The following is a 22777-nucleotide window of genomic DNA, read 5'->3' as shown; positions in this document are numbered from 1 at the left end:
CGACGTTCAGGCGGCGACGCGGAAGCGCGACACCGAGTTTTTCAGTTCCTGCGCCAGCATCGACAGTTTATGGATCGATTGCGCCGTTTGCTGCGTGCCGTCCTGCGTCTGCTCCGTCACGCTCAGGATATGCTGGATATTCAAGGCCACGCCGCTGGCCGAACCGGCCTGCGTACCAGTGGCGAACGAGATGCCCTGTATCAGTTCGGCCAGGTGTTTCGACACCTGGCTGATGTCGTTCAAGGCCGCGCCGGCCGCGTCGGACAGGCGCGCGCCCTCGACCACGCCCTGCGTGGACGTTTCCATCGCCCGCGTCGCATCCTGGGTATCGGCCTGGATGGTGCGCACCAGCGCGCCGATCTGCTTGGCGGCCGCAGCCGAGCGTTCGGCCAGGCGCTGCACTTCCTCGGCGACGACGGAAAAGCCGCGCCCCGCCTCGCCGGCCGATGCGGCCTGGATGGCGGCGTTCAGCGCCAGCACATTGGTCTGCTCGGTGATGTCGGAAATGAGCTCGGTGATTTCGCCGATTTCCTGCGACGATTCGCCCAGGCGCTTGATGCGCTTGGACGTATCCTGGATCTGCTCGCGGATTTCATGCATGCCCTTGATGGCGTTTTCCACCGCCGTCGCCCCCTGCTGCGCCGCCGCCACCGACTGGCGCGCCACGTCGGCCGAGACGCTGGCCGACTTCGACACGTCGGTAATCGCATTGGCCATCTTGACCACGGTGGCGCTGACGCCCTGGATTTCGCGCGACTGCTGCTGCGACGCGATCAGCAGCTTGCTGGAGATGCTTTGCGCCTGCGTCGAGGCGCGGTTGACCTGTTCGGCCGTCGCCGTCACCCGTCCCACCAGACCGCGCAATTCCTCGACCGTGTAGTTGACGGAATCGGCGATGGCGCCCGTGATGTCTTCCGACACGGTGGCCTGCACCGTCAGATCACCATCGGCGACCTTCTGCAATTCGTTCATCAGGCGCAGGATGGCCGCCTGGTTCTGGTCATTCCTGGCCTTCGCCGCTTCCTCTTTTCCCTGCGACTGGAGCCGCAGGATTTCCGCCTCCTGGCGCCGCCGCTCGGCGTCGCGCGTGCGGTTGACGGAGTCCTGCAGCAGCACTCTGCCGATGCCGGCCGCCGCGATCAGGGTCAGCAACACGCCGCCGACCATCATCCAGAAGGCCATGCCCAGGGTTTCCTGGTTCACGTGGTACATCTGCTGCAGCAGGGTCAAACGCTGGCGCAGGTCTTCGTTCTCGTTGAAGATCAGCTGTTCGGCGCTTTTCGCCGAACTGAATTTATCGAGCCGGTCGAGTATCGACGACACCAGCTTCTGGTAAGTGTCGAAACTGGCTTTCAGCGCCACCAGCCGGTCGCGCAGTTCGGCGTCGCGCGTGGGCGCCAGTTGCAGCGGCACGCTGCCATTCAACAGCCCTTCGACGGCGGTGCGGAAATACGTCGTGTCGCGCCCCAGCGAAAACGCCGTTTCCGAGCTGATGCTGCCCGACGACAGGAACTCGCTGGCGCTACGGCTCATGCGCTGGCTCAGCATCATCAGGCGGCCGATGACGGCCAAGTCGCGCGCATTGCCGCCGCGCTGCACCTTCAGGGCCGCGACTTCCTCGGTCTGCGCCAGCAACGCCGGCGACAGTGCGTTCAATTGCTGCAAGGTCTTGTCGAATTCGCCCAGCTCAGGTTTCAGGCGCAGGATGGTGCTGGCCGCGCGGTCGCTGCTGGCCCACTTCTTGCGCGCGTCGGCCACGGCCGCCAGCAGGGCGGAACGCGACTCGCCGATATCGCGGCCGTGATACGTCCCGCCGCGCAGCATCAGGCGGAAATCCTGGTTCAGTTCATTGCGGCTTTCCTCGAGCTGGCGGAACGCTTCCGGATTGCCTTGCACGGCGTTCGGCGCGGCCTTGCCGATGCGCTGCGAATGCATCAGCGCATCGCTGGCCAGCTGCGTCTGCGCCGAGGCGATATTGCCGCTGCGCGTGTTCAGTCCCACGAACAGCAGGCTGGCGGCCAGGCTCAGGGCCATCACCGTCGACAGGATGCTCAGCTGCTTTTGCAGCGGGAAATGGCCGATCAGCGGCAGTTTCAAGTCGCGCACCGGCGCGCTGGCCAGCGACTTGCGCCGTCCCAGCGCGTCGCGCAGGCGCAGCGGCAGGTCGCCCGCCGATCCCGGCTCGCCGGGCGCGTGCTCCGCTTCGGGCATGGCGGCCGCCAGGATGGGGGAATGGGCGCCCATCAGCAAATATCCTTGTAGTCGGCGAGGCCGCCAAAGCCGGCATCGAGGAAGCGTTCCGCCTGCGCCAGCTGCGCCAGGTCTAGGCGCAGCCACTGCTGCCCTTCGCTGTCGCGCAGCGCCTGCGCCGCCCACGACGGAGGTGCATCCGGCAAGGAGACGGGCTGCATCGTGCGCAGCTGGCGCAAGCCCAGTACGCGCTCGACCAGCAGTGCGCAATTGAGGCCCAGGCGCGGAGAAAAGGTGATGATGCGGCAGTGATTGCCGGGCGCGCAAGCCGGTTCGCCCATATAGCGGGCCAGGTCGACGACGCCCGTCAGGCGTCCGCGCATGGCCGCCAGGCCCAGGTACCAGTCCTGCGCCAACGGCACGCTCTGGATCTGCACGCCGGCGGCAATGACGATCTCACCAAGCTGCGTCAGGTCGAGCAGGCAGTGCCGGCCACCGAGCATCACGCCCAGTTCCTTGCGCGCTGCCAGCGCGCCGCTGCGCGCTGCCTGTATCCGCTCGATCAATTGCAGCTGATACTGGCGCAAGCGCCCCTGCCGCGCGCCCGCCTCGAAGGATGGCACGGCGGCAGCGGCAGGCGGAAAGGCCGTTGTGGACACGCCGAGACCTGGCATCGTGTGCATGCTCAGGAAAGCGCGGCGATCTTGGCCAGCAGCTCGGCTTCCACCACCGGTTTGACCAGGTAATCGCGCGCGCCCTGGCGCAAGCCCCAGATGCGGTCCGTTTCCTGGCTCTTGCTGGAACAGATAATCACCGGCACGTCCTGCAGTTCGGGATCGCGCGCGATGGCGCGCGTGATCTGGAAGCCATTCGCACCGGGCATCACCACGTCCATCAGGATCAGGTCGGGCCTGGCCTCTTTGAGTTGCGCCAGCGCGTCGGCGCCGTCCTGCGCCGTGAGGACGGCATAACCGGCACGCACCAGCATCTCGCTCAGGTAGTAGCGTTCTGTCGGCGAGTCATCGACGATCAGAATTGTGTGTATGGCCATCTGCTTCCTTGCTGCGTTGTCAATCAATAAAAACACTTACTCAAAATGCCCGGCCAGGTGCAGCCGCACGGCCTCCAGCAGCGCCTCGCGCGCCAGCGGCTTGGCCAGGCAGGCGCTGGCGCCCGCCATGGCGCCGCGCGCGCGGTCGAACAAGCCTTCCTTCGACGACAGCATCAGCACCGGCGTGGCGTGATACGCCGCGCTGGCCTTGATCAGCGCACAGGTGCGGTAGCCGTCCAAGCGCGGCATCACAATGTCGCACACGATCAGCGCTGGCTGGCAGTCGGCGATCTTGGCCAGGGCCGCAAAGCCGTTTTCCGCCACCACCACGCGGTAACCGGCCTCGCCCAGTATCTTCGCGGCAGCGCTGCGTATCGTCGCGCTGTCGTCGATGACAAGTACCGTGACGCCGGCACACACGGCATCGGACGGCGCCTCTGGCAAGGAAGATCGCGTCATGTGATTATTCGACAATTTTTCATACCATAGCACAGGCAGCCGCGACACCTGCGTGCGGCAGCGGCATCCCGTGGACCTGATTGATTACAGCGCTACCATCTCGAAATCATCCTTGCGCGCACCGCATTCAGGACAGGTCCAGTTCATCGGAACATCGGCCCAACGCGTGCCCGGAGCGATGTCTTCGTCGGGCAAGCCGGCCGCTTCATCATAAACCCAGCCGCAAATAAGACACATCCACGTTTGGAATTGCTGCGTTGTTTCGTTGCTACTCACGTTCTGCCACCCTTCAATCAAGTAAAATGCTGAATTAGGTATCTTAATCTACCCGCCGTGCAAAACCAAACTTCTCCCCTCATATTAAGCTTCGGCGTGTCCGATCCGGTCGGTGCGATCGGTATCCAGGCCGATCTGGCCACGTTTTCAGCCTTCGGCTGCCATGGCCTGTCGGTCACCACGGGCCTGCTGATCAGCGATACGGCGCGCGTGGAAGACGTGCAGGCGGTCGACCCGGACTGGGTTTCCGACCAGGCGCGCGTGCTGCTGGAAGACATGTCCGTGGCCGCCATCAAGATCGGCGCGCTGGGCAGCGTGGAAAACGTCACGGCCGTCGCCGAAATCGTCTCCGACTATCCGAACGTGCCGCTGATCCTCGATCCCTTCATTTCGGCGCTGCCGGAACAGGGCATGGACGACGAGGACATCCTCACCGCCGTGCGCCAGTTGCTGATCCCGCAAACGACCCTGCTGGTGCTCTCGCCGGTGGAACTGGAGCGCCTGGCCGAGACCTGGCGCGACGCCGATCCGGACGACACCCTGCAAAACGACGTCGATTACCTGGTGGCGCTGGGCTGCGAGTACGTGCTCGTCACCGGCATGCCGGCCGACGCCAGCAAGTCCGGCACGGGCGAAGGCAAGTTGCGCGCCAATACCCTGTTCGGCGAGGACGGCGTGGTGCGCCACGACGAATGGCAGCACTTGCCAGGCATCTTCAACGGCGCCGGCAGCACCCTGTCGGCGGCGGCCACCGCCCTGCTGGCCCTGGCCGAAAACGAAGACGATGTGCCGCAGGTGGTCGTGGCGGCGCAGGAATTCACGGCCGGCGCGCTGGCCCACGCGCAGCGCCACGGCATGGGCAAGCTGGTGCCAAACCGGCTGTTCCGGCAGCAGCGCCAGCGCGGCGCCCAATAATCCCGTCCAGACAAACACAGACGACACAGACAACGATCCACTCTCAAGGCACGATTATCATGACGACGACTTCACAGAACGACATCCTGTTTGCCCGCGCACAAAAAACCACGCCAGGCGGCGTCAACTCGCCCGTGCGCGCCTTCCGCTCCGTGGGCGGCACGCCGCGCTTCATCACGCGCGCTGAAGGCCCGTACTTCTGGGACGCGGACGGCAAGCGCTATATCGACTACATCGGCTCCTGGGGCCCGGCCATCGTCGGCCACGCCCATCCGGAAGTGGTAAAGGCGGTGCAGGATGCGGCTGCGCTGGGCCTGTCGTTCGGCGCGCCGACCGAAGGCGAAGTGCTGATGGCCGAGGAAATCACGCGTCTGGTGCCGTCGATCGAGCAGGTGCGCCTGGTGTCGTCGGGCACGGAAGCGACCATGAGCGCCCTGCGCCTGGCGCGCGGCGCCACGGGACGCGACAAGATCGTCAAGTTCGAAGGCTGCTACCACGGCCACGCCGATTCGCTGCTGGTCAAGGCGGGCAGCGGCCTGCTCACCTTCGGCAACCCGACATCGGCCGGCGTGCCGGAAGATTTTGTGAAGCACACCCTGGTGCTCGACTATAACAACGTGGAACAGCTGAAGGACGCCTTCGACAGCTTCGGCGCGGAGATCGCCTGCGTCATCGTCGAACCGGTGGCCGGCAACATGAACCTGGTGAAAGCCACGCCGGCATTCCTGCAGGCGATGCGCGAGCTGTGCACGCAGCACGGCGCCCTGCTCATTTTCGATGAAGTCATGTGCGGCTTGCGCGTGGCCTTGGGCGGCGCGCAGGCGCTGTACGGCATCCAGCCCGACCTCACCGCGCTGGGCAAGGTGATCGGCGGCGGCATGCCGGTGGCGGCCTTCGGCGGCAGCGCGGCACTGATGCACAACATGGCGCCGCTGGGCGCCGTCTACCAGGCCGGTACCTTGTCCGGCAACCCGGTCGCCGTGGCGGCCGGCATGGCCACCCTGAAACTGATCCAGCAACCGGGCTTCTACGAGCAGCTGGGCGCCACGGCCAAGCGCCTGGCCGAAGGCCTGACCGCCGCCGCCAAGGAGGCAGGCGTGGTGTTCTGCGCCGACTACATCGGCGGCATGTTCGGCATTTATTTTAGCGAAACGCCGCCGACCAGCTACGCGGAAATGATGGCGGGCGACCGCAGCAAGTTCAACGCCTTCTTCCACGCCATGCTGGACGAAGGCGTGTACTTCGCGCCCGCCGCCTTCGAGGCAGGCTTCGTCTCGGCGCAGCACGATGACGCCGTCATCGACGCCACCATCGCTGCCGCACGCAAGGTGTTTGCCAAGCTGGCGTAAGGTTATACGGTCGCGGTGTCCATCACCGCGGCCACCAGCGCCGGCAGCCTGGCCATGTCGTTGAACACGACATGCGCGCCAGCCGCTTTCAACCTATCTTCCTGGCCGGCGGCGATATGCCCGCCGCCGATGAATCCCAATACCGTCATGCCCGCCGCCACTGCGGCCGTCACGCCCGTGACGCTGTCTTCCAGCACCAGGCACTGGCTTGGCGGCACGCCAAACGCGGCGGCAGCCGCCAGGTAGACGCCCGGATGCGGCTTGGCATGGCCCACCAGGTCCGGCGTAAACACGCGCTTGTCGAACAACGGCGCCATGCTGGTCCGCTCCAGCGCCGACAACACGCGCGCGCTGACACTGTTCGAGGCCACGGCCTTGGGTAGCGCAATGGCGGCCAGCGCCTGCGCCACGCCGGGCACGGCGCGCAATTGCGCGTCGCAAGCGGCATCGACGGCGTTGCCGATGGCCATGATCTCGTCGGCCGACAATTGCGGCAAGCCCAGTTCCTTGTAGATATCCTGCATCAGCGGCACCAGGCGCTGGCCCAGGCGCGGCTCGATCAAGCCTTGCAGGGTGACGCCCTCGGGCAGGTTCTGCAGACGCGGCCCCAGCAACTCCAGCAGCGCTTGCAGGGCCACGGCTTCGCTGTCGATCAGCACGCCATCGCAGTCGCTGATCAGATGGGTAAAGCGCGGTGGGGTGATGGCGGTATCAGGCATGGACTCTCCAGAAGACAACGGTGACGGGAAATGCGGCGGCCAACCGGCCAAGGCTGGCATCGCAACGATCATAGGTGGAACAGGCGGACGCTGCCACGCAGAAAACGGCTCAATGACGATACTTTTCTGCAAAAGGCAGACTACGGGGAAAAGACTGGCTCAACACAGGCAACGTAGATACCAATTCAATACCACGTAATACCAGTGATTATCGCTGATTTTTGAATTTGCTGCGCTCGCCTTGAAACCGGGACGCGGGAGCGTCCCGGCAAGAGGGCTTATTTCAGCCAGCCGCGGTGGCGGAAGTACAGGAAGGGCGCGATGGCGCTGGTGATCATCAAGCCCCAGGCCCATGGATAGCCGAACGACCATTCCAGCTCCGGCATCAGCTTGAAGTTCATGCCGTACACGCTGGCGATCAGGGTAGGCGGCAGGAAGGCCACGCTGGCCACCGAGAAGATCTTGATGATCTTGTTCTGGTTGATGTTGATGAAGCCGACGGTGGCGTCCATCAGGAAGTTGATCTTGTCGAACAGGAACGAGGTGTGGCCATCGAGCGATTCGATGTCGCGCAAAATCTGCCGCGCTTCCTCGAACTGCTCGGAATTGAGCAAGCGGCCGCGCATCAGGAAGCTCACGGCGCGGCGCGTATCCATCATGTTGCGGCGGATACGGCCATTCAAATCTTCCTCGTGGGCAATGGCATTCAGCGCTTCGGCCGCGTGCGCATCGGTAAATTCCTTTTGCAGCACGCGCGTGCTCACTTCTTCCAGATTCTGGTAGATGCCTTCGAGCACGTCGGCCGAATATTCGGCATCGGTGGCGTACAGGTCGAGCAGCACGTCCATGTAGTCGGCAATCGAGCCGGGCCGCGAACGGGCGCGCATGCGCACCAGGCGGAACACGGGCAAGTCGTCCGTATGCATGGAAAACAGGATCTTGCGGGCCAGGATGAAGGCCACCGTGATGACGCGCGACGGGCCGTCGTCCTCTTCGCGCAAGAAATCCGTGCGCAGGTGCAAGTCGCCATTTTCCGCTTCGTAATAGCGGGCCGACGCCTCAATATCCTTGACTTCGTCTTCGCCCGGCAGGGTGACGTTATAGATGGCCTTGACCCAGGCCCGTTCATCATCGGTAGGGTCGGTCAGGTCGACCCACACCGGTTCGGCATTTTCGAGGTCTGCGCGGCTGTCGATCGGCACCTGGTTGAGCCGGCCATTCTGTAATACAAAGACATTGATCATGCGCGCTCTCAGCCGGATGTGGGGTTATCGTGATGTGCTGGCGCTGGCGCCAAAAATGAAAACAGCGCAAGTGTACCCGCAAAGGCCTTTTCACGACCACCCCCGGCACGGCTTTTTCACGGAAAAAGTGCGGCGTTGCACCAAGGGAGGCGATTAAGATGCTGCGCCGCAATAGTGCCAATCAGGCAGCTTTAACTTTATGCAAAGGAATCGCCCCGCCATCAAGGCAATTCCGCCGCCCCCATGCGGCGCAGAATCACGCCCGTGCGCCGGTTCAGATAACCGGTATCGCGGTGGCGGTCGTAAAAGCGGGGGTTCGGCAGCATCACGGCCAGTTTCGCCGCCTGTCCCGCGCTCAGGCCCGCCGCGCTGACCTTGTAATAGTGGCGCGCGGCCGCCTCGGCGCCGAAGGTGCCCGTGCCAAATTCCACCACGTTCAGATAAATCTCGAAAATGCGCTGCTTTTCCATCAGGTTTTCCAGCATATACGTGATGATCAGTTCCTGGCCCTTGCGCACATAGCTGCGCGAACCGGACAGGAACAGATTCTTCGCCAGCTGCTGCGTGATGGTGGAGCCGCCCGCCACGACTTTCTGCTTCTTGCTGTTCTTTTCATATGCTTTTTGCAAGGCTTCCCAGTCCACGCCTTCGTGCTCGGAAAAATTCGCGTCTTCCGAGGCGATGATGGCCCGTTTCAGATTGTTCGAAATGCGGTTGTACGGCACCCACGTCTGCTGGATCGTGGCATTCGGATTCTTGTCCTGCAAGACAGACAACTGTTCGCGCATGAAAGCCGTGCTGGACGGGTTATGGTCGACCCACCACCAGATTTGCAGGAAGAAATACAGTTGCACGACGATAAAGGCCAGCACGGGCACGATGAACAGCCACTTGATCCAGCCGTAGCCACGGCCGCTCTTGCGCGCGCCCTTCTTGCCGGCGCTCACAGGCTGCCCCGCAATTGCGCCAGCAAGTCCTGCGTCTGCGGCCGCACGCCGCGCCACACGTAAAACGCTTCGGCCGCCTGCTCCACCAGCATGCCCAGGCCGTCGCGCACCTGCGCGCCATGCTGGGCGGCAAAATCCATGAAGACGGTGGGCCGGGCGCCGTACATCATGTCCAGCGCCAGGGTGCGGCTGCCGAAGATACCGGGCGGCACGGGCGGCAAGTCGCCCGCCAGGCTGGCCGAGGTGGCATTGATGACGATATCGAAGACGCCTTCGGGCTGCGTGAAAGCACCGGCGCGCAGCTGGCCGGGGTGCGCCAGCGCGTCGGCAAACTGCGCCACCAAAACCTCGGCCGTGGCCACGGTGCGGTTGGCAATGAACATTTCCTGCGGCCCCTGTTCCAGCAAGGGCAGCACGACGCCGCGCGCCGCGCCGCCCGCGCCCAGCAGCAGGATGCGCTTGCCGGCAATGCTCACGCCCGCGTTGCGCACGATGTCGGCCACCAGGCCCGCGCCATCGGTATTGTCGCCAAGAATGGTGTCGCCATCGAAACGCAGGGTATTGACGGCGCCGGCGGCCCTGGCCCGCGGCGTCAGCGCGGTGGCCAGCGCGCACGCGTCGAGCTTGAAGGGCACCGTCACGTTCGCGCCCTTGCCGCCCTCGGCGGCAAACGTGCGGGCCGCCAGCGCGAAGCCGTCGAGCGGAGCCAGGCGGCGCTCGTAGACCAACGCTTGTCCTGTCTGCAGGGCAAACGCGGCGTGGATCAGGGGGGACTTGCTGTGGGCGATGGGATTGCCGAAGACGCAATATTGATCGGGGTTCATCTCTTGCTTGTTCAATTGCTGCCGCCAGTCAGGTTAGCTTCCATTTTTTCTTCGCGGGTAAATTTGAAACGGGTGATGACGACCCACAGGTCATCTTTATCACTCGACAACATATTCGGTGGGAAACGGCCGAACGGCGCCGCGCGGCGCACGATGGCCAGGGCTGCCGCGTCCAGCGCGGGATTACCCGAGCTTTTTTCCACGCGGACGCCGCCCTCTTTCTGGTAAATCGTGCCATCCTGGAAGATGGGGATGTAGACGACCAGTTCGCCATACATCTTGCGGCCATTGTTTTGCGGGAAATTCAGGGTGCCGATTTCCTCGATACGCTTTTGCAAGGTCTTGTAATACATGGCATAGCCGACCTCCTGCGTACTGGGCGTAATAAAGGTCTTGCGCGGGCGCTTGTTCTGGTCTTCCACGGTCTGGCTGATCTCGGCTGCCATGCGGGCGATGGCCTTGCTGCTTTCCATCAAGTCCGAACCGGAGGCCAGGGGATTGGGCTTGTCTTTTTCCGTGACGGGCGCGGCGCTGTAGGGCGTCGCCTTGGCCGCCTGCGTCAGCAGTTCCTGCTGCTTCTGCTCCAACTCGGCGATGCGCCGCGCGCTGGCCTTGACGCTGTCGCCCTCTTCCACCTTGCGCATATCGGGCAAGGGCGACTTGGCGCGGCCCTTGTCGGCCTGGCCACCACCGTCGAGGTTGGCTTGTGCCAGGGCATCGGCCTTCAGCGGCTTGTCCGCATGCTTCGCATTGACAAGTATTACTTCCAGGCCGGGATCGGTGGCGACGGCCCGCTGCGGGGGCGGGGCGACAAAATGCATCGCCAGCAAGGCGCCGTGCGCCAGCAGCGATACCGCCACGGCGATCATCAGGAAACGATTCTCTCGGAAAGACTTCACGCGCAACCCAGTTAGCAACAAGCACACCATACAAGATGGCTGAATTCTACGTCAAAGGGCGACGCGGGAAACAGTTTTAGTCCCGTTTTTCACGCCGCCCCGCAGCCTTACTTGACCTCGGGCTCGCTGACCACGTCTTCGCTGGCCAGTTCCGCCACTTCCGCGTCCGCGTCGCTGACCTGGTTCGCCGCTTCCGGCGAAGCTTCCGCCGCCACGTCGCCCTCTTCCGCGCCCTCGTCGCCCGATTCCTCTTCGTAGTCGAGCTCGGCATCGGCCGCCGCATCGGGCACGGCGGCGATTTCCAGCAAGCGCGCTTCGATGCTCAGGTCGACTTCATCCCAGCGCAAGAGATCCAGCTTGACCTGCGCACCGCGCGCCACCGATGGCATGCCCGGCAGCTTGATGACCAGCGGAATGTCGACCAGGCGCAAAATCTCGTCTTTCAGCACGACGGCATCGACCTGGCGCGCGTTTTCCTGGTGCAGCCAGCGCAAGCACCAGTAGCGTTCCATATTCGACTGGAAATCGCCATACGCGGCATACGCGGCGTCGAAGGCCGAGACGATGGCGAACAGATTCGCATCGCGCGGCTTGAACGGGGCCACCAGCGGCGCCGTCACGCCATGCTCGGCGCAGGCGATGATTTGCCACTGGTTCACCAGGTCCGTGTAGCGGCGCAAGGGCGAGGTGCTCCACGCGTATTGATCCACGCCCAGGCCCTGATGCGGCGCCGCATGGGTGACCATGCGCACCTGCATCTTTGCCGCCCAGCTATTGCCGCTGCCGCCGCCCTGGCTGCGGTAGATGCCCGGTACGCCATGGTCGTGCAGCATCTTGCCCCAGGTACTGTTGGCAAAGATCATCAATTCGGCGACGATCTTGTCCAGCGGTGCGCCACGCTTGCGGCGCGCCACGGTGACGATGTCGTTTTCCACGTAGAAGTTGAAATCGACGCGGTTATTCTGTTCCGGCTTCAGGCCAAACGCTTCGCGCTTCTTCATGCGGCCCTGTTCCAGCTGCTGCGCCCATTGCCACAGCACAGCGAAATCGGCCTTGTGCGGATAGTCGCCCTCGCCGCTGGCCAGGGTTTCCTCGTTGACCAGGTCGTCGAGCTGGTTGTGGCGCAAGTTGCTGGCAATCGGCACCAGCTCGGCGCGCGTCTGCGTGCTAACCACGGCCCAGTCGGCTTTCGGGTCCAGGGTCGCATACAGCGACAGGGCCGGGCACGTCGTGCCTTCCGCCAGGGTAAACGCATTGACGATTTCGTCCGGCAGCATGGTGATCTTGTCGCCCGGCATGTAGACGGTCGACATGCGCTGGCGCGCCATCTTGTCGATCACGTCTTCCGGACGGATGCCCAGGCCCGGCGCGGCGATGTGAATACCCACTTTCACGGTACCATCCGGCAACGGCTGCACGGAGAAAGCATCGTCGATCTCGGTCGTGGTCACGTCGTCGATCGAGAAGGCGGCCACGTCGGCCAGCGGCAGCTTGGCTGTCACGGACGGCACGGGCACGCTCGGGAAACCGGCGCCCTTGGGGAAATTTTCGAAGAGGAACTTCGACAGGTGCAAGTCTTTCGGCGAAGCGATACCACCGACAGCAAGCATCAGGCGCGGCGGCGTCGTGTGCAATTCCGTGCACGCCGCTTCCAGCGCCTTGTATTCAATCGTGTTCTTGTCCGGCTTGAACAGCAATTGCAGCACCATGGGCTGCATCGAGGCGGGCAAGCGGTTCTGTTTCAGCTCTTCCACATAGCCTGCCTGCACCAGGGCCTGCTGCTTTTTCTTTTCGATGCCGGCCAATGCCGCCTTCAAGGACGCTTCCGGTGCCGCCTTGTAGCGGCCACGGCCCTTCTTGTAGAAATACACGGGCGCCGAATGCAGGGCGAGGATCAGGCCCGCCGCTTCCGGCGGCAAGGGGGCATGGCCGAAATACTCGGCGCCCAGCTCGGCAAAGCCGAACTCGTCTTCGCCCGCCACTTCCCACAGGAAATCGAGGTCGATCTCGGCAGCAACGGCCTTGGCTTGCTCGAGCAGCTCGGCCGGGGCCGGCTTTTCATACTGCAGCAGCACGTCCTTGACCTTGACCTTGGTGCGCTTGCCGCTGGCCATCTCGACCTGATACGCTTCACCCGCTTGCGACAGGACCGTGCCGACCTTGAAATCGCCGGATTCTTCAAAAAATAGATTCATTGTTATGCTTTGTTTATTAGTGTGTCGGTTGCAGCGGTGCGAGTGATGGACGTCAACTCGAGCACCGCCGGCAAAAATACTTCTGTTACCAGCAGCAATCCCTGGTGACGCTGATACAGGCAGCGGCGGGCAAAAAACAGCGACTTGTCGTTGGCGCGCCGCCCTTCCAATGCCAGCGCCGCCTGCGCCCGCTGCACCAGCGGGTGCCCGGCACGCAAGCGGGCAAATTCCAGTGCACCGCGGCGTACCATGCGGTCGCCAAACAGCGTCGTGCCCAGCGAACGCTCGCCCAGCGCCGAAAACAGGGGCCAGTCCGTGGCCGTCGCCTGCATGGGCACGACGGTATGGCCAAACACGGCCGGTCTGTTATCACAACGCAACAGCACTTCGCGCTCCCATACCCGGCCCGCGCGGTGCAAACCAATGATGACGGCCTCGTCGCTCAAGCAGCGTGCCGTTTCCTGATGCAAACATTGCACGCGGAACGCCTGGCTATGCGCTTTCAGCTTGGCCGTCAGCGAACCGCCGCCCGTGAGCCAGTGGCGCAGGGCCGGCGGCGCATTGACGGCATTGACGTGCGCATGCCATTGCGCCTGCCGCAGCGAACCCGGCCTCACTGGGCAGAGTCCGCGTCGATGCCGCAAAAGGCCAGCACGGGCGCCACGTATGCGGCAAATTCGCTGATGCCATGGTCGCTGCCGTCGATGACGCACTGCCGCGCACCCTGATAATGCGCCACCATGTCGCGGTAGTCGAGCACTTCATCGCCGGTGGCGGCAATCAGGAAATAGCGTTGCGGCTCAGTAATTTTCTCTACAGCAAAGGTTCCAAGTTCGGCGATGTATTCGCGCTTGAACTCGAATGGCTTGTCCGAATGGAACTCCGTCGTCACGCCCACATGCTGCTCCAGGTCGATCAGGGGCACGATGGCAGGATTGAGCAGCACGGCGCGGCAACCGAGCCGCTCGGCCAGCCAGGTGGCGTAATAGCCGCCCAGCGAGGAGCCGATAATCGTCAGGTCGGCCGGCGCCACGTCTTTCACTAATGACAAGGCCAATTCAATGGCCAGCTTGGGCGAGGCCGGCAACTGCGGGCACAGCCACTGTGCTTCGCGGCCCAGCGCCTGCATCTGCGCGGCCAGCAGGCGCGACTTCATCGACAGCGGCGACGAGCGAAATCCATGCAGGTACAGAATCATCGGCCCAGCGCCTCCAGCAATTTCTGGTGCACGCCGCCAAAGCCGCCGTTGCTCATGACCACGATCTGGTCGCCGGGACGGGCGCTGGCGGCCACGGCGGCCACGAGGGTATCGATGTCTTCATAGGCGCTGGCAATCTTGCCCAGCGGCGCCAGTGCGTCGCCCAGGCTCCAGCCCAGCGCGGCATGGCTGCCAAAACCGAAGACCAGATCGGCATCCTTGAGGCTGCCCGGCAACGCATCTTTCATGGCGCCCAGCTTCATGGTGTTCGAGCGCGGTTCCAGCACGGCCAGGATGCGGCCGCTGCTGCCAATTTTTTGGCGCAAGCCGCCCACGGTGGTGGCAATGGCCGTCGGATGGTGCGCGAAATCGTCGTACACGGTAATGCCGTTGACAACGCCGCGCACCTCCATGCGGCGCTTGACGCTCTCGAACGTGGCCAGCGAAGCGCACGCCTGGGCAATGGGCACGCCCACGTGGCGCGCGGCGGCGATGGCCGCCAGCGCATTGCTGCGGTTGTGCTTGCCCGTGAGCACCCAGGCCACATGGCCTTCCTGCTGGCCATTGAAATACACGTCGAAGCTACCATCGGCCTGCTCTTGCAGTTGCCAGTGGGCATCTTGACCAAAACTTTCCTGTTCGCTCCAGCAGCCGCGCGCCAGCACGCGCTGCAGCGACGCTTCGTCGCCGTTGTACACGAGGCGGCCGATGCCGGGCACGGTGCGCACCAGATGGTGGAATTGCGTCTCGATCGCGTGCAGATCGGGGAAGATGTCGGCGTGATCGTATTCCAGGTTATTCATGACGGCCGTCTTCGCGTGGTAATGCACGAACTTGCTGCGCTTGTCGAAGAAGGCCGTATCGTATTCGTCGGCTTCGATGACGAAGAAGTCCGACTCGGCGCTCTTGCCGTCGATCTTGCCGCTGAGGCGGGCGGAAATGCCAAAGTTCATCGGCACGCCGCCGATCAAAAAGCCCGGCGCGTAGCCCGCGTCTTCGAGTATCCAGGCCAGCATGGCTGATGTTGTCGTCTTGCCATGCGTGCCGGCCACCGCCAGCACCCACCGATTGCGCAGGATGTGTTCGCCGATCCATTGCGGGCCAGATACATAGGGCAGGCTGCGGTTGAGGATTTCTTCCACCAGCGGGTTGCCGCGCGAGACGACATTGCCAATCACATACAAATCCGGGTTCAGCTTGGTCTGTTCCGGATCGAACCCCTGGATCAGTTCGATTCCCTGCGATTCCAGCTGAGTGCTCATCGGCGGATAGACGTTGGCATCGCAACCGGTGACTTTATGGCCGGCTTCCTTGGCCAGGACGGCCAGGCCGCCCATGAAGGTACCGCAAATACCGAGAATATGAATATGCATGTGATCAGTGCGAAAGGTGCACGCTTAAGTAAGTAAGACGGTGAGATAAAAAACAGCAAGTGCAGGATTTTACCTGACGCCATGACTTTTTCCGCTTCGGAGTATCATCTCGCTCATGACGAACGATGCATTTGACGATAGCGCGCAGTTGCGCCTGGAAATCGCCGCCGCTGCCGCGCGCCTCGTGGCGCAGGATGGCGCCGACTATGGCAGCGCCAAGCGCAAGGCGGCGCGGCAAGTCCTCGGTGACGCGCCGAACCTGACCAATGTACTGCCTGACAACGACATGATCGAAGAACAGGTGCGGCAATACAATGCCCTGTTCCTGGCCGACAGCCAGCCGGCGCGCCTGTTCCAGCTGCGCACGATTGCGCTGCAGGTCATGGAAGCGTTGCAACAATTTCATCCCCTGCTCAGCGGCCCCGTGCTCAATGGCACGGCCGGCCCCCATGACGAGATCTATTTGCAGCTGTTTGCCGAGAGCGCCAAGGAAATCCACATCTTCCTGCTGAATAAAAATGTCGTGCTCGACATGTCGGAAAGCCCGCATTTCAAGGGAGCGCGTTATGATGCGGTCGAGACAGCCAGTTTCTTGTGGAAAAATGAAGGCGTGCACGCGGCCATGTATGAGCTCGACGATATGCGCGGGGCGCTGAAAGCCAAGGCCGACGGCAAGGTGCTGCGCACCGATATCGCCGGGCTGCGCAGCCTGCTGGCCGCCAGCCTCGCCGATGGCGTGCCGGCTGCCGACTAACATTGATATAGATAAAGTTATGACAAAAAAGAATTGGATCGCCTGCGCCATCGTCGCGCTGATGTTTGGCGGCATGGGCGCCTACGTCGGTTTAAGCAAGGAAAAAGCGAAAGCAGCGGGGCCGCTGACGACCACGATCGCGCCAGGCGCGACGGGCCCCGTCAATGAGCTGTATGCGCTGTCCTTGCCGGACGCGGCGGGCGCCACGCAAGCCTTGTCGCAATGGAAAGGCAAGAATTTGCTGGTCAATTTCTGGGCGCCGTGGTGCCCGCCTTGTGTGGAAGAAATGCCGGAGTTATCCGAAGTGCAAGACCACTATGCGGCAAAAAACCTGCAGGTGATCGGCATCGGCATCGATTCGGCCAGCAATATTGCTACTTTTGCCAGCAAGTTCAAGATTGCCTATCCCGTGTATGTCTCCGGCATGAGCGGCACCGACCTGTCGCGCCATTTTGGCAATGCCACGGGCGGTTTGCCCTTTACGGTGCTGATCGGCGCCGATGGCGAAGTCAAAAAGACCTATCTGGGCCGCTTGAAATTTGATCAGTTACGCGCCGATCTGGATAAATTGTAAATTCGGAGCGTGCTTTTTTCTCTTGCCAATGCGTATCTTTGGCGGCAAAATGCGGAACTTTCGCTAAAACGGTCTTCCATACATGGCAAAAAACCTCCTTCTGCTCAACGGTCCCAACCTGAATTTGCTGGGAACGCGCGAGCCTGAGGTCTACGGCGCCAGCACCTTGGCCGATATCGAACAGGCAGCAATGGCGCAAGCCATGGCGGCCGGTGCCGACCTGGCCTGCTTTCAAAGCAACCACGAAGGCGCGCTGATCGACCGCATCCATGCCGCGCGAGCGGAAGGGATCGATGCCATCGTCATCAATCCGGGCGGCCTGACCCATACCAGTGTTGCCTTGCGCGATGCGCTGGCCGGGGTCGCCATCCCGTTCGTGGAAGTCCATATCTCGAATATTTATCAACGCGAAACGTTTCGACATCACTCATTTCTCAGCGCGATCGCGCAGGGGACGATCTGCGGGCTAGGTATCGATGGATATCGGTTTGCCATCGACTTTGCGCTTAAAAAACGTTAATCTACGCGATCTGCACGCATTTAGCGCGGCGATAGGTTCTTGGACATCACCGCATCACTCATAAAACAAACTACATTCCTAGGGGTTTTACATGGATCTACGAAAACTCAAGACCTTGATCGACCTGGTCGCCGAATCGGATATCGCAGAGCTGGAAGTTACCGAAGGCGAAAGCAAGGTTCGCATCGTCAAATCGTCGGCCATGCCGCAAAACCAGATGGTCATGATGCAGCCGCAAGGCATGCAAGCGCAATACCAGCCAGCCGCGCCAGCCGCCGCTCCCGCTGCGGCACCTGCCGTCGTGGTCGCCGCAGAGCCAACGGGCTATGTGGTCAAGTCGCCGATGGTCGGCACCTTCTACCGTTCCTCCGCTCCTGGCAGCGCCGCCTATGTTGAAGTGGGCTCGACCGTCAAGGAAGGTGATACCCTGTGCATCATCGAAGCGATGAAGCTCCTGAATGAAATCGACTCCGATAAAGCCGGCGTCGTGACCCAGATCCTGGTCGAAAACGGCCAACCGGTCGAATTCGGTCAACCCTTGTTTGTGATCGGCTAAAACCCAGTCCACACGGCCGGCAACGGCCGTTTGCAGTTTTAGCCCCTCACACTTGTTGTTTCGCCGGCTCGCCGGCTCTCACAGACATACGCGAACCTACCATGTTTGAAAAAATCCTGATTGCCAACCGTGGTGAAATTGCCCTCCGTATTCAGCGCGCCTGCCGCGAAATGGGCATTAAAACGGTTGTAGTCCACTCCGAAGCCGACAAGGACGCGAAATACGTCAAGCTGGCCGACGAATCCGTTTGTATCGGCCCGGCACAGTCGACCCTGAGCTACCTGAACATGCCCGCCATCATCAGCGCCGCTGAAGTGACGGATGCGCAAGCGATTCACCCAGGCTATGGCTTCCTGTCGGAAAATGCCGACTTTGCCGAACGCGTCGAGAAATCGGGCTTCGTCTTCATCGGTCCCCGCTCCGAATCGATCCGCCTGATGGGCGATAAAGTATCGGCCAAGCAAACCATGATCAAGGCTGGCGTACCGTGCGTACCCGGCTCCGAAGGCGCGTTGCCGGACGATCCGAAAGCGATCGTTCAAATTGCCCGCAAGATCGGCTACCCGGTCATCATCAAGGCCGCCGGCGGCGGTGGCGGACGCGGCATGCGCGTGGTGCACACGGAAGCTGCCCTGATCAACGCCGTGGCGATGACCAAGACGGAAGCGGGCACCGCTTTCGGCAACCCTGAAGTGTATATGGAGAAGTACCTGGAAAATCCGCGCCACGTGGAAATCCAGATCCTCGCCGACGAACACAAGAACGCCGTCTGGCTGGGCGAGCGCGACTGCTCCATGCAGCGCCGCCACCAGAAAGTGATCGAAGAAGCACCGGCGCCGGGCATCCCGCGCAAACTGATCGAGAAAATTGGCGACCGTTGCGCCGAAGCATGCCGCAAGATCGGCTACCGCGGCGCCGGCACGTTTGAATTCCTGTACGAAAACGGCGAGTTCTATTTCATTGAAATGAATACCCGCGTGCAAGTGGAGCATCCCGTCACCGAGATGATCACCGGCATCGACATCGTGCAGGAACAGATCCGCATCGCCGCCGGCGAAAAACTGCGTTTCCGCCAGCGCGACGTCTTGCTGTCGGGTCACGCCATCGAGTGCCGCATCAATGCGGAAGACCCGTTCAAGTTCACGCCATCGCCAGGCAAGATCGTGTCCTGGCATGCGCCGGGCGGCCCTGGCATCCGCGTCGACTCGCACGCCTACGCCGGCTACTATGTGCCGCCGCATTACGACTCGATGATCGGCAAAGTGATCGCTTACGGCGCCACGCGCGAACAAGCGATCCGCCGCATGCAGATCGCCCTGTCCGAAATGGTGGTCGAAGGCATCAACACGAATATCGCCCTGCACCGCGAACTGATGATCGACGCGCGCTTCATCGAAGGCGGCACCAACATTCACTATCTGGAACAGAAACTGGCCGACATGCCGGACCTGGGCAAGAACCTGAATGGCGGCAGCCCCAGCATCGCCAAGAAGTCCGAAATCAAGGCGGGCGCATGAGCTGGACGGAAATCGTCATCGAAATCGCCCGTGACAACGCCGAGGCCATGTCCGACGCGTTGATGGAAGCGGGTGCCCTGTCGGTATCGGTGGAAGACGCCGATGAAGGCACGGATGCCGAGCAGCCGCTGTTTGGCGAGCCCGGCATGGAACCGAAGGAAGCGGCGTGGGAACGCAGCCGCGTGGTGGCGCTGACGGACGTCGACGCAGACCAGGCCGCCATCGTGGCCGCCGCTGCGCAAGCGGTCGGCATGACGGAAGTGCCCGCCTTTAGCATGCGCCCCGTGGAAGAGCAGGACTGGGTGCGTTTGACCCAGTCGCAATTCGCCCCGATTCACATCGGCAAGAATATCTGGGTCGTGCCCAGCTGGCACGAGGCACCGGACCCAAGCGGCCTGATCCTGGAACTGGATCCGGGCCTGGCCTTCGGCACGGGCAGCCACCCGACCACGCGTTTGTGCATGGAATGGCTGGAAGCCCATCCTGCCCCAGGCAAGACCGTGCTCGACTACGGTTGCGGTTCCGGCATCCTGGCCATGGTGGCCAAGAAACTCGGTGCGCAAACGGTGGCCGGCGTCGATATCGACCCGCAAGCGATCGAATCGGCGCGCGACAATGCCGAGCGCAACCAGTGCGAGATCGAATATTTCTTGCCAGACACGTTTGCCACGTCGGCACACGCCACGGCCAAGTTTGACATCGTCGTCGCCAATATCCTGTCGAGTCCATTGAAGTTGATGGCGCCGATGCTCTCGGGCCGTGTCGCCGACGGCGGCGCGCTGATCCTGTCCGGCGTGCTGGCGCGCCAGGCGGAAGAAGTGGCCGCTGCCTACGCACCGTTCATCCAGCTGGGTGTATGGGCCGAGCAAGACGGCTGGGTGGCCCTGCATGGCCGCCTGGGTGCAACGCAAGCGCCTGCGCCCCGCGCGGAAGGTGCATAAGCACAGCAATGGCCCTCGCCACCAAATGCCCCCATTGCAACACGATATTTCGGGTCGCTGCTGACCAGTTGAAGTTACGTGGGGGCATCGTGCGCTGTGGCACGTGCAGGGAAGTGTTTGACGGCAATGCCGCGCTGGTCGATCCAGCCGCGGCATCGCCGTTTTTAACATCCGCTCCCGGTACTGCCGCCCCGTCGTCAAGCAGTTATCTGGCCGACAACAGCCTGCCGTCCGCCACGGACGACGAACCCATCTACTCCCTCGACTTCGACACCTCGTTCGACCCGTTTGGCATCCTGCCGGAAACGGCGAAGCTCAAGGACGACGCGGACGATGGCGAGCACATCGAGCTGGACCTCGACGTCAGCCTGCCTGAAGAGGCAGCAGCCGACGCACCACCCGAACTCCCCGAAGAAACACCGGCAGAAACACCGGCCGAGCTGCCCGAACCACCGTTGCCCCAGCCAATGACGCCCTTCAAGCGCCGCCAGGTCGATGACGCGCCCGCCTTTGCCACGTATTTGCGCGATAGCCGCCGCGAACCGAATCTGGAAACTGGCGCCGCAGCGGCGGCGCCCGCGACCGAAAAAGTCAGCCTGGACAAGCCCGTGCCGCCTGCGCCTGCCGCAGCCAGCCCCGCGCGCCGCGAACCCACGCTGGCCGACCATGCCTTCACGCCGCTGCCCGCCGCCGTTGCGCCGGCGCCAGCCGATGAGCAGGAAGAACCGGTCCTGCCGCCAGCCGACGACGAACCGGCTTTCGTCACCCAGGGCCGGCGCCGCGAACAGAGCAGCAAGGCCCTGCGCGTGGCCATGGCCGCCGGCTCGGTGGTACTGCTGCTTTTATTATTCCTGCAGGTAATGACCACCTTCCGCAATCCGCTGGCGGCGCAATTTCCGCAGTGGAAGCCGACCCTGGTCACGCTGTGCAGGCTCAGCGGCTGCCAGGTCGACCTGCCGGCGCAGATCGAGGCGCTGGCCATCGAGCAGGGCGAGCTGCAGACCCTGAAGGAACAGACGTTTTCCTACGTCTCGCTGCTGCGCAACCAGAGCCGCAGCGTGCAAGCCTGGCCCAGCATCGAACTGATTCTCAACGACGCGAACGACAAGCCCCTCTTGCGCCGCGTGATCGCGCCGCGCGACTATCTGCCGGCCACTATCGACGTGAACACGGGGTTTGCGCCGCGCTCGGAACAAACCATCAAACTGTATTTTGCATTAGACCAGCTCACGGCGTCTGGCTACCATATCGCCATCTTTTACCCTTAACAGGCACTATCATGACCAAAACATCGCTGATCTGCGGCTCGCTTGCCACCGACACCATCATGCAATTCCCTGGCCGCTTCGGCGAATCCCTGCTGGCCGACCAGTTGCACAAGGTGAACGTCTCCTTCCTCGTGCCCACCATGCGCACGGAGTTCGGCGGTTGCTCGGGCAACATCGCCTACAGCCTGAAAATGCTGGGCGGCGACCCGCGCATCGTCGGCGTGATGGGCCAAGACAGTGCCGCCTACCTGGAGCGCCTGCAAAAGCTGGGCATTTCCACCGCCAACATCCTGATCAAGGCCGACAGCTACAACGCGCAGTGCTTCGTCACGGCCGATGCGGACAACAACCAGATCAACGCCTTCCACCCGGGCGCCATGTCGTTCGCGCATGAAAACCCGATCGCCAATGCGGGCCCGGCCAAGGTCGCCATCATTTCGCCGGACGGTGACCAGGGCATGCTCAAGCACGCCGCCGACCTGGCCGAGCTGGGCATTCCCTTCATGTTCGACCCGGGCCAGCAGTTGCCACGCTTCAATGGCGAACAGTTGATCGACTTCATCAACAAGGCCACGTATGTATCGGCCAACGATTATGAGATGGAAATGTTGATGGAACGCACGGGCTTGACCCTGCCGGACATCGCCAGCCGCCTGGAAGCGCTGATCGTCACGCGTGGCGAAAAAGGTTCGGAGATCTATACGGACGGCAAGCGCATCGACATTCCTGTCGTGACCGCCAAGGAAGTGCTGGACCCGACCGGTTGTGGCGACGCCTACCGTGCCGGCTTGCTGTTCGGCATCACCAACGACCTGGGCTGGGAAACCAGCGGCCGCCTGGCCAGCCTGCTGGGCGCCATCAAGATCGCCACCCAGGGTGCGCAAAACCACGTGTTTACGCCAGAGAGCATCGCCGAGCAGTTCGAAGCGGCGTTCGGTTACCGCTATTAATATGTAGGTCGGGTTAGCGCGGTAAAACCGCGCGTCATCCGACAACATCGCTGGCATG

Annotated in this window: 24 protein-coding genes; 10 read left to right on the top strand and 14 right to left on the bottom strand. The window is 62.7% G+C overall.

The genetic code is table 11. The features are described 5' to 3' along the window. Positions 1 to 6: 6 nt before the first annotated feature. The 5 genes from CSQ95_RS20065 to CSQ95_RS20045 form a co-directional block, all read right to left on the bottom strand. Positions 7 to 2244 carry a methyl-accepting chemotaxis protein gene (locus CSQ95_RS20065; protein WP_099410778.1) on the bottom strand — a complete coding sequence of 746 codons (2238 nt, stop codon included), beginning with the start codon at positions 2242 to 2244 and terminating at the stop codon, positions 7 to 9. Then, positions 2244 to 2849, bottom strand: a complete 606-nt coding sequence (locus CSQ95_RS20060) for a chemotaxis protein CheW (RefSeq protein ID WP_306532634.1) — start codon at positions 2847 to 2849, stop codon at positions 2244 to 2246. Before CSQ95_RS20060 ends, CSQ95_RS20065 begins: the two co-directional genes overlap by 1 nt. Positions 2850 to 2875: 26 nt before the next feature. Beyond that, the gene (locus CSQ95_RS20055) at positions 2876 to 3241 is read right to left on the bottom strand and encodes a response regulator transcription factor (RefSeq protein WP_070222135.1); all 366 of its coding nucleotides are present in this window, start codon (positions 3239 to 3241) and stop codon (positions 2876 to 2878) included. Positions 3242 to 3277: 36 nt separating this feature from the next. Beyond that, positions 3278 to 3700 carry a response regulator gene (locus CSQ95_RS20050; RefSeq protein WP_099410777.1) on the bottom strand — a complete coding sequence of 141 codons (423 nt, stop codon included), beginning with the start codon at positions 3698 to 3700 and terminating at the stop codon, positions 3278 to 3280. 84 nt (positions 3701 to 3784) lie between these two features. Further along, positions 3785 to 3937: a rubredoxin gene (locus CSQ95_RS20045; protein ID WP_010401308.1), complete on the bottom strand. Its 153-nt coding sequence runs from the start codon at positions 3935 to 3937 to the stop codon at positions 3785 to 3787. 96 nt (positions 3938 to 4033) lie between these two features. On the opposite strand from CSQ95_RS20045, the gene CSQ95_RS20040 reads away from it, so the two are divergent. Next, positions 4034 to 4891: a hydroxymethylpyrimidine/phosphomethylpyrimidine kinase gene (locus CSQ95_RS20040; protein WP_070290487.1), complete on the top strand. Its 858-nt coding sequence runs from the start codon at positions 4034 to 4036 to the stop codon at positions 4889 to 4891. 59 nt (positions 4892 to 4950) lie between these two features. Then, the gene (hemL, locus tag CSQ95_RS20035; RefSeq protein ID WP_070222138.1) at positions 4951 to 6240 is read left to right on the top strand and encodes a glutamate-1-semialdehyde 2,1-aminomutase; all 1290 of its coding nucleotides are present in this window, start codon (positions 4951 to 4953) and stop codon (positions 6238 to 6240) included. 2 nt (positions 6241 to 6242) lie between these two features. Here hemL and CSQ95_RS20030 read toward each other — a convergent pair whose 3' ends face one another. The 9 genes from CSQ95_RS20030 to mpl form a co-directional block, all read right to left on the bottom strand. Then, on the bottom strand, positions 6243 to 6959 hold the full coding sequence (locus CSQ95_RS20030; protein WP_099410776.1) for an HAD family phosphatase: 717 nt from the start codon (positions 6957 to 6959) through the stop codon (positions 6243 to 6245). A gap of 278 nt (positions 6960 to 7237) precedes the next feature. After that, positions 7238 to 8203 (bottom strand): magnesium/cobalt transporter CorA, encoded by a 966-nt coding sequence (gene corA / locus CSQ95_RS20025; protein ID WP_034746658.1) that lies wholly within the window; start codon positions 8201 to 8203, stop codon positions 7238 to 7240. A 221-nt stretch (positions 8204 to 8424) separates the two neighbouring features. Further along, positions 8425 to 9165: a monofunctional biosynthetic peptidoglycan transglycosylase gene (mtgA, locus tag CSQ95_RS20020; protein WP_373632552.1), complete on the bottom strand. Its 741-nt coding sequence runs from the start codon at positions 9163 to 9165 to the stop codon at positions 8425 to 8427. Next, complete coding sequence (gene aroE / locus CSQ95_RS20015) at positions 9147 to 9974, bottom strand: shikimate dehydrogenase (protein WP_099410812.1); 828 nt, start codon at positions 9972 to 9974, stop codon at positions 9147 to 9149. The genes mtgA and aroE overlap by 19 nt, the downstream gene beginning before the upstream one ends. A gap of 11 nt (positions 9975 to 9985) precedes the next feature. After that, on the bottom strand, positions 9986 to 10843 hold the full coding sequence (locus CSQ95_RS20010; protein ID WP_099410775.1) for an energy transducer TonB: 858 nt from the start codon (positions 10841 to 10843) through the stop codon (positions 9986 to 9988). A gap of 137 nt (positions 10844 to 10980) precedes the next feature. Then, positions 10981 to 13068, bottom strand: coding sequence for a ribonuclease catalytic domain-containing protein (locus CSQ95_RS20005; protein ID WP_099410774.1), 2088 nt, complete (start codon positions 13066 to 13068; stop codon positions 10981 to 10983). A 2-nt stretch (positions 13069 to 13070) separates the two neighbouring features. After that, entirely contained in the window at positions 13071 to 13685 is a 615-nt protein-coding gene (locus tag CSQ95_RS20000) for a chorismate lyase (protein WP_099410773.1), read from the bottom strand. Then, positions 13682 to 14266 carry a YqiA/YcfP family alpha/beta fold hydrolase gene (locus tag CSQ95_RS19995; RefSeq protein WP_099410772.1) on the bottom strand — a complete coding sequence of 195 codons (585 nt, stop codon included), beginning with the start codon at positions 14264 to 14266 and terminating at the stop codon, positions 13682 to 13684. The genes CSQ95_RS20000 and CSQ95_RS19995 overlap by 4 nt, the downstream gene beginning before the upstream one ends. Next, entirely contained in the window at positions 14263 to 15639 is a 1377-nt protein-coding gene (mpl, locus tag CSQ95_RS19990) for a UDP-N-acetylmuramate:L-alanyl-gamma-D-glutamyl-meso-diaminopimelate ligase (RefSeq protein ID WP_099410771.1), read from the bottom strand. The genes CSQ95_RS19995 and mpl overlap by 4 nt, the downstream gene beginning before the upstream one ends. Positions 15640 to 15754: 115 nt before the next feature. Here mpl and CSQ95_RS19985 point away from each other — a divergent pair, with 115 nt between their 5' ends. From CSQ95_RS19985 to CSQ95_RS19950, 8 genes are all read left to right on the top strand, one after another. Beyond that, complete coding sequence (locus tag CSQ95_RS19985; RefSeq protein WP_070222151.1) at positions 15755 to 16393, top strand: hypothetical protein; 639 nt, start codon at positions 15755 to 15757, stop codon at positions 16391 to 16393. Between the two features lie 19 nt (positions 16394 to 16412). Continuing rightward, a complete protein-coding gene (locus CSQ95_RS19980) occupies positions 16413 to 16967 on the top strand; it encodes a TlpA disulfide reductase family protein (protein ID WP_099410770.1) in 555 nt (184 codons plus the stop codon). A gap of 82 nt (positions 16968 to 17049) precedes the next feature. Beyond that, positions 17050 to 17487, top strand: a complete 438-nt coding sequence (gene aroQ, locus CSQ95_RS19975; RefSeq protein ID WP_099410769.1) for a type II 3-dehydroquinate dehydratase — start codon at positions 17050 to 17052, stop codon at positions 17485 to 17487. Between the two features lie 91 nt (positions 17488 to 17578). Then, the gene (accB, locus tag CSQ95_RS19970; RefSeq protein WP_070222155.1) at positions 17579 to 18043 is read left to right on the top strand and encodes an acetyl-CoA carboxylase biotin carboxyl carrier protein; all 465 of its coding nucleotides are present in this window, start codon (positions 17579 to 17581) and stop codon (positions 18041 to 18043) included. 101 nt (positions 18044 to 18144) lie between these two features. After that, positions 18145 to 19560 (top strand): acetyl-CoA carboxylase biotin carboxylase subunit, encoded by a 1416-nt coding sequence (accC, locus tag CSQ95_RS19965; RefSeq protein WP_070222157.1) that lies wholly within the window; start codon positions 18145 to 18147, stop codon positions 19558 to 19560. Then, a complete protein-coding gene (prmA, locus tag CSQ95_RS19960) occupies positions 19557 to 20501 on the top strand; it encodes a 50S ribosomal protein L11 methyltransferase (protein ID WP_070310144.1) in 945 nt (314 codons plus the stop codon). The genes accC and prmA overlap by 4 nt, the downstream gene beginning before the upstream one ends. A gap of 8 nt (positions 20502 to 20509) precedes the next feature. Then, positions 20510 to 21769: a DUF3426 domain-containing protein gene (locus CSQ95_RS19955; protein ID WP_099410768.1), complete on the top strand. Its 1260-nt coding sequence runs from the start codon at positions 20510 to 20512 to the stop codon at positions 21767 to 21769. Between the two features lie 11 nt (positions 21770 to 21780). Beyond that, complete coding sequence (locus CSQ95_RS19950; RefSeq protein ID WP_034780255.1) at positions 21781 to 22719, top strand: carbohydrate kinase family protein; 939 nt, start codon at positions 21781 to 21783, stop codon at positions 22717 to 22719. Positions 22720 to 22777 lie beyond the last annotated feature (58 nt).

It is taken from the genome of Janthinobacterium sp. BJB304 (assembly GCF_002735765.1).
Taxonomy (GTDB): domain Bacteria; phylum Pseudomonadota; class Gammaproteobacteria; order Burkholderiales; family Burkholderiaceae_D; genus Janthinobacterium.
Note: the sequence above shows the minus strand (reverse complement) of the source record. Positions and strands in the feature narration are given on the sequence as shown.